The sequence below is a fragment of the Streptomyces liliifuscus genome, from assembly GCF_016598615.1.
Taxonomy (GTDB): Bacteria; Actinomycetota; Actinomycetes; order Streptomycetales; family Streptomycetaceae; genus Streptomyces; species Streptomyces liliifuscus.
The window spans coordinates 8,005,515-8,017,618 of sequence record NZ_CP066831.1 but is presented as its reverse complement, the minus strand read 5'-3'; the positions used below and the strand labels follow the sequence as shown (position 1 = coordinate 8,017,618).

Annotated in this window: 9 protein-coding genes; 1 reads left to right on the top strand and 8 read right to left on the bottom strand. The window is 69.2% G+C overall.

Annotation, left to right across the window (positions count from 1 at the left end; all coding sequences use genetic code 11):
• Positions 1-6: 6 nt before the first annotated feature.
• Both pyk and JEQ17_RS34500 read right to left on the bottom strand, forming a co-directional pair.
• Complete coding sequence (gene pyk / locus JEQ17_RS34505; protein WP_200398905.1) at positions 7-1,443, bottom strand: pyruvate kinase; 1,437 nt, start codon at positions 1,441-1,443, stop codon at positions 7-9.
• 132 nt (positions 1,444-1,575) lie between these two features.
• The gene (locus JEQ17_RS34500; RefSeq protein ID WP_200398904.1) at positions 1,576-2,304 is read right to left on the bottom strand and encodes an SIMPL domain-containing protein; all 729 of its coding nucleotides are present in this window, start codon (positions 2,302-2,304) and stop codon (positions 1,576-1,578) included.
• A 151-nt stretch (positions 2,305-2,455) separates the two neighbouring features.
• Here JEQ17_RS34500 and JEQ17_RS34495 point away from each other — a divergent pair, with 151 nt between their 5' ends.
• On the top strand, positions 2,456-4,267 hold the full coding sequence (locus tag JEQ17_RS34495; RefSeq protein WP_200398903.1) for a 5'-nucleotidase C-terminal domain-containing protein: 1,812 nt from the start codon (positions 2,456-2,458) through the stop codon (positions 4,265-4,267).
• A 64-nt stretch (positions 4,268-4,331) separates the two neighbouring features.
• On the opposite strand, the gene JEQ17_RS34490 is transcribed toward JEQ17_RS34495, so the two are convergent.
• From JEQ17_RS34490 to JEQ17_RS34465, 6 genes are all read right to left on the bottom strand, one after another.
• Positions 4,332-5,774: a lysine N(6)-hydroxylase/L-ornithine N(5)-oxygenase family protein gene (locus JEQ17_RS34490; RefSeq protein WP_200398902.1), complete on the bottom strand. Its 1,443-nt coding sequence runs from the start codon at positions 5,772-5,774 to the stop codon at positions 4,332-4,334.
• Positions 5,771-7,165: a pyridoxal phosphate-dependent decarboxylase family protein gene (locus JEQ17_RS34485; RefSeq protein ID WP_200398901.1), complete on the bottom strand. Its 1,395-nt coding sequence runs from the start codon at positions 7,163-7,165 to the stop codon at positions 5,771-5,773. Before JEQ17_RS34485 ends, JEQ17_RS34490 begins: the two co-directional genes overlap by 4 nt.
• 332 nt (positions 7,166-7,497) lie before the next feature.
• Positions 7,498-10,005, bottom strand: a complete 2,508-nt coding sequence (gene pepN, locus JEQ17_RS34480; RefSeq protein ID WP_200398900.1) for an aminopeptidase N — start codon at positions 10,003-10,005, stop codon at positions 7,498-7,500.
• Between the two features lie 115 nt (positions 10,006-10,120).
• The gene (locus JEQ17_RS34475; protein ID WP_200398899.1) at positions 10,121-10,594 is read right to left on the bottom strand and encodes a response regulator; all 474 of its coding nucleotides are present in this window, start codon (positions 10,592-10,594) and stop codon (positions 10,121-10,123) included.
• Between the two features lie 127 nt (positions 10,595-10,721).
• Positions 10,722-11,075 carry a chorismate mutase gene (locus JEQ17_RS34470; protein ID WP_200398898.1) on the bottom strand — a complete coding sequence of 118 codons (354 nt, stop codon included), beginning with the start codon at positions 11,073-11,075 and terminating at the stop codon, positions 10,722-10,724.
• 73 nt (positions 11,076-11,148) lie between these two features.
• Positions 11,149-12,039 (bottom strand): helix-turn-helix domain-containing protein, encoded by an 891-nt coding sequence (locus JEQ17_RS34465; RefSeq protein WP_200398897.1) that lies wholly within the window; start codon positions 12,037-12,039, stop codon positions 11,149-11,151.
• Positions 12,040-12,104: the final 65 nt, after the last annotated feature.

Sequence of the window (12,104 nt, the reverse complement as noted above, 5' to 3'; positions counted from 1 at the left end):
TTGGATCTACTTGGGGCTGTCGTCCTCGCCGATGTGATGCACACGCACCAGGTTCGTCGAGCCGGAGACTCCGGGCGGGGAGCCGGCCGTGATGACGACGATGTCGCCCTTCTCGCAGTGGCCGTACTTCAACAACAGCTCGTCGACCTGGTCGACCATCGCGTCGGTGGAGTCGACGTGCGGGCCCAGGAAGGTCTCGACGCCCCAGGTCAGGTTGAGCTGGGAGCGGGTTGCCTCGTCCGGGGTGAAGGCGAGGAGCGGGATCGGGGAGCGGTAGCGGGACAGGCGGCGGACCGTGTCGCCGCTCTGCGTGAACGCGACCAGGTACTTCGCGCCCAGGAAATCGCCCATTTCGGCGGCCGCTCGGGCGACCGCGCCGCCTTGCGTACGGGGCTTGTTCCGGTCGGTCAGGGGCGGGAGGCCCTTCGCGAGGATGTCCTCCTCGGCCGCCTCGACGATGCGGGACATCGTACGGACCGTCTCGATGGGGTACTTGCCGACGCTCGTCTCGCCGGACAGCATCACCGCGTCCGTGCCGTCGATGACCGCGTTGGCGACGTCCGACGCCTCGGCCCTGGTCGGGCGGGAGTTGTCGATCATCGAGTCGAGCATCTGGGTGGCGACGATGACCGGCTTGGCGTTGCGCTTGGCGAGTTTGACCGCGCGCTTCTGGACGATCGGGACCTGTTCGAGGGGCATTTCGACGCCGAGGTCGCCTCGGGCGACCATGATGCCGTCGAAGGCGGCGACGATGTCGTCGATGTTCTCGACGGCCTGGGGTTTCTCGACCTTGGCGATCACGGGGAGGCGCCGGCCCTCTTCGTCCATGATGCGGTGGACGTCCTCGATGTCGCGTCCGCTGCGGACGAAGGAGAGGGCGATGACGTCACATCCGGTGCGCAGGGCCCAGCGGAGGTCGTCCTCGTCCTTTTCGGAGAGGGCGGGGACGGAGACGGCGACGCCGGGGAGGTTGAGTCCTTTGTTGTCGGAGACCATGCCGCCTTCGATGACGGTGGTGTGGACGCGGGGTCCGTCGACGGAGGTGACTTCGAGGCAGACCTTGCCGTCGTCGACGAGGATGCGTTCGCCGGTGGTGACGTCGGCGGCGAGGCCGGAGTAGGTGGTTCCGCAGGTCTGGCGGTCACCCTCCGTGCCCTCTTCGACTGTGATGGTGAAGGTGTCTCCGCGTTCAAGGAGTACGGGTCCTTCGGTGAAGCGGCCGAGTCGGATCTTCGGGCCTTGAAGGTCGGCGAGGATTCCGACGCTGCGGCCGGTCTCGTCGGAGGCCTTTCGCACGCGCTGGTAGCGCTCCTCGTGGTCGGCATGGCTGCCGTGGCTGAGGTTGAAGCGGGCTACGTCCATTCCGGCTTCGACCAGTGCCTTGATCTGGTCGTACGAGTCGGTGGCGGGGCCCAATGTACAAACGATTTTTGCTCGGCGCATGGTTCGAGCCTAGGCCTTACCAGCGGGTAGGGAATTGGCCGGGCATGACTACTCAACAACCTTTGCGTGAAGGGCTGTTGACAAGTGTTGAATTGTGCAGGGGGCCGCTCCGATGAGCATTTCGGAGGGCTCTCAGAGCACCGGCGGTGACATTGTGAAGCGGGCGTTGACCTGTGCGTAGACATGCTGTCGTTCGGGTTCGAGGTCGAGGGCGGGGGCTCCTTCGGGGGCGGCCGCGTCGAATGCCATGGTGCGCATGGACCGGGTGGCCTGGGCTTCCATGCCGTAGGGGTGGGCGTTCTCTGCGCCGATGTCGGCGAGTTCCACGAGGGCGGCGAGTGTGGTGCCGAGGGCTTCGGCGTATTCGCGGGCTCGTTGGACGGCTTCGCGTACTGCCTGTTGCCTGGCCTGGCGGTGGGCGGGTGAGTCGGGGCGCAGGGCCCACCAGGGGCCGTCGACGCGGGTGAGGTCGAGGTCGGCGAGGCGGGTGGTGAGTTCGCCGAGTGCGGTGAAGTCGGTGAGTTCGGCGGTGATGTGGACGCGGCCGTGGTAGGCGCGGATGCGTTCGCCGCGGCCGTGTTTGGTGAGTTCGGGGGTGATGGAGAAGGCGCCGGTCTCCAGTTTCTCGACGGCGTCGCCGTAGGTTTTGACGAGGTCGAGGGCGGTGGTGTTGCGGCGGGTCAGGTCGGTGAGGGCGTCGCGGCGGTCGGTGCCGCGGGCGCTGACGGTGATGCCGATGCGGGCGATCTCGGGGTCGACTTCGAGGTGGGCTTCGCCGCGGACGGCGATTCGGGGTGCGTCGGGTGTGCCGTAGGGGACCGCGGACCGGATTTCCTCGGAGCTTTCGGAGGGTGAGGTCATACGTCCCACTCTGTCACCGGCGGCCCGTTTCCGGGGCTTGTCGGTCATCAGATCGAAACCTGCGGGGGCTGTTGCCGTACGTCATGACCGGGTCAGAATCTACGCGCGTATCTGCTCGTGTTGTCGACCGTTTCCCGAGGAGTGGCCCGTCATGGCGTTGAACCGCCGGAAGTTCCTGAAGAAGTCCGCCGTGACCGGCGCGGGGGTCGCCCTGGCCGGTGCGGTCGTGGCGCCGAGTGCTCAGGCGGCGGAGGCTGCGGTGGCGAAGGGTGGCAGGAAGCCGAAGCGGTACTCGCTGACGGTGATGGGTACGACCGATCTGCACGGTCACATCTTCAACTGGGACTACTTCAAGGACGCGGAGTACAAGGACGCGGCGGGCAACGCTCAGGGTCTGGCGCGGATCTCGACGCTGGTGAACGCGGTCCGCAAGGAGAAGGGCCGGCGCAACACGCTGTTGCTGGACGCCGGTGACACCATTCAGGGCACGCCTTTGACGTACTACTACGCGAAGGTGGACCCGATCACCGCCAAGGGTGGTCCGGTGCATCCGATGGCGCAGGCGATGAACGCGATCGGTTATGACGCGGTGGCGCTCGGCAACCATGAGTTCAATTACGGAATCGAGACGCTGCGGAAGTTCGAGTCGCAGTGCCGTTTCCCGCTGTTGGGTGCGAACGCGCTGGACGCGAAGACGCTGAAGCCGGCCTTTCCTCCGTACTTCATGAAGAAGTTCCATGTGAAGGGCGCCCCGCCGGTGAAGGTGGCCGTGCTGGGTCTGACGAACCCGGGTATCGCGATCTGGGACAAGGCTTATGTGCAGGGCAAGTTGACGTTCCCCGGTCTTGAGGAGCAGGCGGCGAAGTGGGTGCCGAAGCTGCGGTCGATGGGTGCGGACGTGGTGGTCGTGTCGGCGCACTCGGGTTCCTCGGGCACGTCCTCGTACGGTGATCAGTTGCCGTACGTGGAGAACTCGGCGGGGTTGGTGGCGCAGCAGGTGCCGGGGATCGACGCGATTCTGGTCGGGCACGCGCATGTGGAGATTCCGGAGCTGAAGGTCACCAACACGAAGACGGGGAAGACGGTCGTTCTGTCGGAGCCGTTGGCGTATGCGGAGCGGTTGTCGCTGTTCGACTTCGAGTTGGTCTTCGAGAAGGGGCGTTGGTCGGTCGAGTCGGTGTCGGCGTCGGTCCGCAATTCGAACTCGGTGGCCGACGACCCGAGGATCACGAAGCTGTTGAAGGACGAGCACGACGTGGTCGTGGCGTACGTCAACCAGGTGGTCGGGACGGCGACTCAGACGTTGACGACGGTCGAAGCGCGGTACAAGGACGCTCCGATCATCGACCTGATCACGAAGGTCCAGGAGGACGTGGTCAAGGCGGCGTTGGCGGGGACGGAGTACGCGTCGTTGCCGGTGCTGTCGCAGGCGTCGCCGTTCTCGCGTACGTCGGAGATCCCGGCCGGGGATGTGACGATCCGGGATCTGTCGAGTCTGTATGTGTACGACAACACGCTGGTCGCGAAGTTGATGACGGGTGCGCAGGTGCGGGCGTACCTGGAGTTCTCGGCGCAGTACTTCGTGCAGACGGCGGTCGGTGCCGCGGTCGATGTGGAGAAGCTGACGAACGCGGGGAACCGGCCGGACTACAACTACGACTATGTGTCGGGTCTGGCGTACGACATCGACATCGCTCAGGCGGCGGGTTCGCGGATCAAGAACCTCTCGTACAACGGTGTGGCGTTGGACGACGCGCAGCAGTTCGTGTTCGCGGTGAACAACTACCGGGCCAATGGCGGTGGGGCGTTCCCGCATGTGGCGTCGGCGAAGGAGCTGTGGGCGGAGTCGACGGAGATCCGTACGCGGATCGCGGAGTGGGTGACGGCGAAGGGTTCGCTGGACCCGAAGGAGTTCGCGTCGGTGGACTGGAAGCTGACGCGTGAGGGGACGCCCGTCTTCTAGTCGGCTTCCGTTCGGTCGGCCGGCCGCTGCGCGGCTGGTTGGCTGCTGTTCGGTTGGCTCGGTTCTATTCGGCGAGTGGTGTGAGCATCCGTGGCTGCTGCCTGGCGGGCGGGATCTGGGGCTGCTGGGCGAGTCCGAAGGTCGTGAAGGCCGTTCGGCTCGGCAGTGGGTAGGGGTCTTTGCCCGTCAGGGAGTTGAGGATGCTCGCGCTGCGCCAGGCGGTGAGACCGAGGTCGGGGGCGCCGACGCCGTGGGTGTGCCGTTCGCCGTTCTGGACGTAGACGGCTCCGGTGACGGAGGGGTCGAGGACGAGGCGGTGGCGGTCGTCGATGCGGGGGCGTTCGGAGGCGTCGCGGCGCATGTAGGGGTCGAGTCCGGCGAGGATTTGGCCGAGGGGGCGTTCGCGGTAGCCGGTGGCGAGGACGACGGCGTCGGTGGTGATGCGGGAGCGGCTGGCTTGTTGGGCGTGTTCCAGGTGGAGTTCGACCTTGGTGGTGGCGATGCGGCCCGCGGTGCGGACGTGGACGCCGGGGGTGAGGACGGTGTCGGGCCAGCCGCCGTCGAGGGTGCGGCGGTAGAGCTCGTCGTGGATGGCGGCGATGGTGTCGGCGTCGATGCCCTTGTGGAGTTGCCATTGGGCGGGGACGAGCCGGTCGCGTACGGGTTCGGGCAGGGCGTGGAAGTAGCGGGTGTAGTCGGGTGTGAAGTGTTCGAGCCCGAGTTTTGAGTACTCCATGGGTGCGAAGGCCTCGGTGCGGGCGAGCCAGTGGATCTTCTCGCGGCCGGCGGGGCGGTTTCTGAGGAGGTCGAGGAAGACTTCGGCGCCGGACTGTCCTGAGCCGATGACGGTGATGTGTTCGGCGGTGAGGAACCGTTCGCGGTGTTCGAGGTAGTCCGCGGCGTGGATGACGGGCACGCCGGGGGCTTCGACGAGGGGGCGGAGCGGTTCGGGGATGTAGGGGGCGGTGCCGATGCCGAGGGCGATGTTCCTGGTGTAGGTGCGGCCGAGTGCTTCGGCTTCGCCGTCGCTGTCGAGTTGGGTGAAGTCGACTTCGAACACGTCACGTTCGGGGTTCCAGCGGACGGCGTCGACCTGGTGGCCGAAGTGGAGTCCGGGGAGGCTGTCGCTGACCCAGCGGCAGTAGGCGGCGTATTCGGCGCGGTGGATGTGGAGCCGTTCGGCGAAGTAGAAGGGGAAGAGGCGGTCGCGGGCCTTGAGGTAGTTGAGGAAGGTCCAGGGGCTCGCGGGGTCGGCGAGGGTCACCAGGTCGGCGATGAAGGGGACTTGGAGGGTGGTGCCTTCGATGAGGAGGCCGGGGTGCCAGTCGAAGGCGGGGCGCTGTTCGTAGAAGGCGGTGTCGAGTTCGGCCAGGGGGTGGGCGAGGGCGGCGAGGGAGAGGTTGTTGGGGCCGATGCCGATGCCCACGAGGTCGCGGGGGGCTTCGGGCTCGTGGTGTACGGGGTGTTTGGGGTGCGTGGGGGGTGTCGGGGACGTGGGGGGCGTCATCGCGGGGTGTGTCCTTCCACCAGTTTCAGGAGCGCGGCCAGGTCGTCGGCTCCGGTGTGCGGGTTGAGCAGGGTGGCTTTGAGCCAGAGGCGGTCGTCGAGGCGGGCGCGGCCGAGGACTGCCCGGCCTTCGGTGAGGAGGGTGCGGCGTACGGCGGCCACGGTGGCGTCGGTGGCGTCGGTGGGCCGGAACAGGACGGTGCTGATGGTGGGCCGGTCGTGGAGTTCGAAGCGGGGGTGCCGGTGGACGAGTTCGGCGAACTGCGCGGCTTGTTCGCAGACCCGGTCGACGAGATCACCGAGTCCGGTGCGGCCGAGGGTTTTGAGGGTGACGGCGATCTTGAGGATGTCGGGGCGTCGGGTGGTGCGCAGGGAGCGGCCGAGAAGGTCGGGCAGGCCCGCTTCGGTGTCGTCGTCGGCGTTGAGGTAGTCGGCGTGATGGGCGAGCGGGGCGAGATCGTGCCGGTCGCGTACGGCGAGGAGGCCCGCGGCGATGGGCTGCCAGCCGAGTTTGTGCAGGTCGAGGGTGACGGTGTGGGCGCGGGCGAGGCCGTCGAGTCTGGGGCGGTGGCGGTCGCTGAAGAGGAGGCCTCCGCCGTAGGCGGCGTCGATGTGGAGGCGGGCGCCGTGGGCTTCGCAGAGGGTGGCGATGTCGGGGAGCGGGTCGATGAGGCCGGCGTCGGTGGTGCCCGCGGTGGCGGCGACCAGGAGCGAGCCGCGGGGGCCCTGGAGTGCGGTGAGGGCTTCGTTGAGTGCGGTGGGGTCCATGGTGCCTGCGGGGGCGGGCACGGTGACGGGTTCGGGGAGGCCTAGGAGCCAGGTGGCGCGGCGGAGGGAGTGGTGGGCGTTCTCGGCGCAGACGAGCTGGGTGTGGCCGTGGTGTTCGCGGGCGAGGAGTAGGGCGAGTTGGTTGGACTCGGTGCCGCCTGTGGTGACGAGGGCGTCGCTGTCTGTCTGGGTTTGGCCTGCCGCCGCGTGGACCTCTGTGTAGACCTCGGCGGCGAGGGCCCTGGTGACGAGGGCTTCGAGTTCCGAGGCGGCCGGGGCCTGGTCCCAGGAGTCGAGGGAGGGGTTGAGGACGGAGGCGGCGAGGTCCGCGGCGGTGGCGACGGCGAGGGGCGGGCAGTGCAGGTGGGCCGTGCAGAGGGGGTCCGCGGGGTCGGCCGCGCCCGCCGCGAAGGCTTGGACGAGGGTGCGGAGGGCGTCTTCGTCGCCGTGGTCCGGGAGGGGGTTGCCGAGGGCCTCGCGGAGGCAGGCGGCCACCTCGGTGGGGCCGCCGGGCGGGAGGGGGCCGTCGCGGGTGGCTGCGCCGGCCTTCAGTGCTTCGAGCACGGTGGTGAGCAGCGGTCGCAGGGTGTCTGGGCCTTGGGGGCCTGATGCGAGCGGGCTCATGGTCGTCCTCCGGGGCGCGGGCGGGGACTTCCAGCGTGTCTGTGTTTGGGGCTGCGTGCCCGGAGAGTGCGGTGATCAGCACTCGAAAGGGGGTATTGGCGCTTCGCGCCGGGGTTCTTGGCGCTTCGCGCCGGGGTTGTGGGTGACGTGCGGGTCGGTGGGGGCTGGTCGCGCAGTTCCCCGCGCCCCTAAGAGATGGCGGTTCGCGGCGCCCCAGTGAGAAAGCCGGCCCGACTGCCCCTGAAAACCGAAAGCAGGCGGTTGCCCACGCCCGGTAGGAAAGCGGGCCCGCGCCCCTGTTCGCGAAGGGTGCGGGCCCGCCGATCCGTTCTCTATGCCTCTCGTACTCGCAATGCCCTTGCCAGGTCGTCCAGTTGGTCTGTGAGTTTGCGGCGGAGGGCGGGGGTGGGGGTGGTTTCGGTCAGGCACTGTTCGCCTGCGTGGAGGGTTTCGGGGGTGATGGCGTAGGCCGGGAAGGCCCAGCGGCCGGCTGCTTCGGCGATGGCGGGGCCGCGGCGGGCGGCCACGGCTGTCGCGTCGGTCCAGTAGAGGTCGACGTACTGGCGCACGAGGTCGGTCTGTTCGGGTTGCCAGAAGCCCTGGGCGGTGGCGGTGAAGAGGTAGTTGGAGAGGTCGTCGGTGGTGAACATCGCGTCCCAGGCGGCGCGTTTGGCGACCGGGTCGGGGAGGGCGGCTCGGCAGCGGGCGGCGCCTTCCTGGCCGGTGGCGCTGGGGTCCTGGACGAGTTCGGTGTCGATGACGGCGTCGTCGATGGCGCCGAGGACGGCGAGGCGGCCGAGGATGCGCCAGCGCAGTTCGGGGTCGAGTTCGGGGCCGCCGGGGACGGTCCCTTCGGAGAACCAGGCGCTGATGGTGTCGGGCTGGGCGGCGACGTCGATGAGGTGGCGTACGGCGATGAGGCGCAGGCCGGGGTGGTCGCCGTCCTCGGTGCGGCGGATGAGGTCGCGGCAGAGCGAGGTGAGGGTGGCGAGGGCGGCGGGCCGTTCGTGGGCGGCCAGGTAGCGGTTGGCGACCTGGGCGGCGGCGAAGCCGAGGACGCCCTGGACGACGGCGAGGTCGGTCTCCTCGGGGAGGTGGGCGCGGGCGGTCTCCAGGTAGGCGGCGGGGGCGAGGTCGCCGTCGCGGACCATGTCGCGCAGGGTGTTCCACAGGACGGCGCGGGTGAGGGCGTCGGGGACGTCGGAGATGCCGCGCAGGGCGGTCCGGGAGGACACCTCGTCGAGGCGGATCTTGGCGTAGGTGAGGTCGAGGTCGTTGGGGACGACGAGGGCGGGACGGGGGCCGGTGCGGGGCTCGGGGGCCGGCTGTTGCGGGACGTCCGTCTCGTAGCGCTCGCGCAGGAGGAGTGCGCGGCTGTCGTTGAGGTCGCGGTCGTAGACGCCGACGGTGACGCGGTGGGGGCGGCTGCCCGCGCGGTCGAGGGTGAGGGTCCACTCCCCCGGCCGGTCGGTGACGGACGCGGTGAGGGTGTCGACGCCGGTGGTGCGCAGCCAGGAGTCGGCCCAGGCGCGGACGTCGCGTTCGGTGGCCGCGGCGAGGGATTCGATGAAGTCGGCGAGGGTGGCGTTGGCGAACCTGTGGCGGGCGAAGTGGGTGTTGATGCCGGCGAGGAAGTCCTTCTCGCCGAGCCAGGCGACGAGTTGCCGTAGTGCGGAGGCGCCCTTGGCGTAGGAGATGCCGTCGAAGTTGAGCATCGCGGAGGCGGTGTCGGGGACGGCCTCGGGGTCGGGGGCGACGGGGTGGGTGGAGGGCCGCTGGTCGGCGTCGTAGCCCCAGGCCTTGCGGACGATGCCGAAGTCGGTCCAGGTGTCGGTGAATCGGGTCGCCTCGGTGAGGGTCTGGTAGCCCATGTACTCGGCGAAGGACTCGTTCAGCCAGATGTCGTCCCACCAGCGCAGGGTGACGAGGTCGCCGAACCACATGTGGGCCATCTCGTGGGCGATGACCATGGCGCGGGTCTGGCGTTCGGTGTCGGTGACGGCGGAGCGGTAGACGAACTCGTCGCGGAAGGTGACGAGTCCGGGGTTCTCCATGGCGCCTGCGTTGAACTCGGGGACGAACGCCTGGTCGTAGGAGTCGAAGGGGTAGGGCTCCTCGAACTTCTCGTGGTAGCGGTCGAAGCAGGCGCGGGTGATGTCGAGGATCTCGTCGGCGTCGGTGTCGAGGTGGGGGGCGAGCGAGCGGCGGCAGTGGATGCCGAAGGGCAGGCCGCGGTGTTCGGTGCGTACGGAGTGCCAGGGTCCGGCGGCGACGGCGACGAGGTACGTGGAGATGAGCGGGGTGGCGGCGGCCCGCCAACTGCCGTCGTCCTGCCGCTCGGTGATGCCGTTGGCGAGTACGGTCCAGCCTTCGGGGGCCGTCACGGTCAGCTCGAAGACGGCCTTGAGGTCGGGCTGGTCGAAGGCCGCGAAGACGCGCTGCACGTCGTCCATGAACAGCTGCGTGTAGACGTATGTCTCGCCGTCGGTGGGGTCGGTGAAGCGGTGCATGCCCTCGCCGGTGCGGGAGTAGCGCATGGTGGTGTCGATGCGCAGTTCGTGCTCGCCGGCCGTGAGGTCCTTGAGCGGCAGCCGGTTCTCGTCCAGGGAGAGGGTGTCCGGGTCGAGGGGGTGGCCGTCGAGGGTGACGGAGCGCAGTTCGGCGGGCTTGAGCTCGACGAAGGTGTCCCCGTCCGCGCGGGTGGTGAAGCGGATGACGGTACGGGAGTCGAAGATCTCGTCGCCGCGCGTCAGGTCGAGTTCGATCTGGTAGCGGTGGACGTCGAGGAGCTTGGCACGGGTCTGCGCTTCGTCGCGCGTCAGTACGGACATGGGTGCCATGCTGCCTGATGGGCGTGATCCGGCACAGGGGTGTCCTGGTCCGGGCGGGGTTGCGCCCCGGGTCGGTCGGGGTTGCGTTGCCCGTCGGCCAGGGTTGCGTTCCCCTCGGCCGGGATTACGTTCCCGGGCCCACGTAGCGCCCGGCCCTCGGCGGTTCCTTCACCAGGGCGCGGAGTTCGCGTACTTCGCGTTCCAGGGACCGGTAGCGCTGGTGGGCGTCGTAGAGGTAGCGGACCTTGGTGCGCAGGGCCCAGGGGTCTATGGGTTTCATGACGAGGTCGGCGACGCCCAGGCGGTAGGCGGTGGCGGTGAGTTCGGCGTCGGGGCCGAAGCCGGTGACCAGGATGATCGGGATGAGCTGGGTCTGTTCCACGCCCCGCATGTAGCGGACCACGTCGAGGCCGCTGACGCCCGGCATGCGTACGTCGAGGAGGAGCAGGCCGACGTGGCCGCGCAGGACTTCCTTGAGCGCGTCGTCGCCGCTGGTCGCCCGCGTCAGGTGGTAGCCGAGCGGGGCCAGGGCGCTTTCCAGGGCGTAGAGCGTTTCCTCATGGTCGTCGACTATGAGGATCTTGGCATCCGGCGGCATGGAGCGAAATCCCCTCGCTTGGACGACAAGCTTATGTCCGAACCGACCGACAGGGAGTACTCGTGTACTGACAAGGAGTGCTCAGCGCAGGATGCCTCATTTCGGCGCGCACGCCGAGAGGGCGGGCCTACAACTTGTCCGCGCCGCCCGCGCCACCGGCACTGTCCGCGATGCTCTCGTGGTGGCGGATGACCTCGGCGATGATGAAGTTGAGGAGCTTCTCCGCGAACGCGGGGTCGAGTCTGGCGTTCTCGGCGAGGCTGCGCAGCCGGGCGATCTGCTGGGCCTCGCGGGACGGGTCGGCGGGCGGCAGCTGGTGGGCGGCCTTGAGGTGGCCGACCTGCTGGGTGCACTTGAAGCGTTCGGCGAGCATGTGGACAACGGCCGCGTCGATGTTGTCGATGCTCTCGCGCAGCCGGGCGAGTTCGGCGCGGACGGCCGGGTCGACGCCGCCCGCGTTTCCGGTGTTGCTGGTGGTCATGGTGAGCAACCCTACGTGGCGTACCGCGGGTGGCGCGCGGCCGTTCGATCAACGGGTTCCCGAAGAATCCCCGTCATCGCGTTCCCGGGGAATGGAGCATCGGCGGATCGTCGGGATCGGGGACCTGGTTGCTCCAGCCGCCGGGGACGGTGCGTCCCTGTTGTTCCCGGAAGCGCACGGGCGCGGTGCCGACGCGGCGGGTGAACAGGCGGGAGAAGTAGGCCGGGTCGTCGTAGCCGACGCGTCTGGCCACGGCGGCGACGGGGAGTTCGGTGGCGGCGAGGAGTTCCTTGGCGCGGCCGAGGCGGATCCCGAGGAGGTAGTCCTTGGGGCTGCAGCCGGCGCCGCGGCGCACGGCGGTGCGCAGTTCGGCGGGGGTCATGCCGTGGCGGGCGGCGTGGTCGGCGACGGAGAGCGGCTTGAAGGCGTCGCGGGCGAGGGCCTGGAGGACCTGTTCGCCGTCGGGGGCGGTGTCGGCGCGGGCGCGGCGCAGGGTGACGAGGAGTTCGTGGACGGCTGCGCTGGTCTCGACCTCCAGGAGGGGGTTGCCGAGGCGGGCGGCGCGGGCGATGCGGGCGACGGTGGTGCGGGCGGGGCCCGCGTCGGAGAGGGGGACGACGGGCCGGGCCGGTTCGATGTAGCCGAGTTCGGTGTACGTGTCGGCGGTGGGCCCGGTGAAGTCGACGAAGGCCTCGTCCCAGCCGGTCTCGGGGTCGGGCGCGTAGTGGTGGGGTACGCCGGGGGTGAGCCAGAGCAGGGCGGGCGCGGTGACGGCCGTGGACCGCCCGTCGACGGTACGGAACCAGCCGCGTCCCGCGCTGACCACGACGGCCACGTGGTGGTCGAGGGTGCGGGGTCCGACGATGGGCAGTGCCCCGTACTGGAGGCCGACGCCGAGGCAGACGAGGCCGAGTTTGTGATGGGCGGGTCCGGGGCTGAAGAACCGCATCCATGTGTGGTACATCGGCTGTCCTCCCACCCGGCCGGCAAGCCCGTTCCGTGCTCCGTCAGCTGCGTCCAATCACCGCT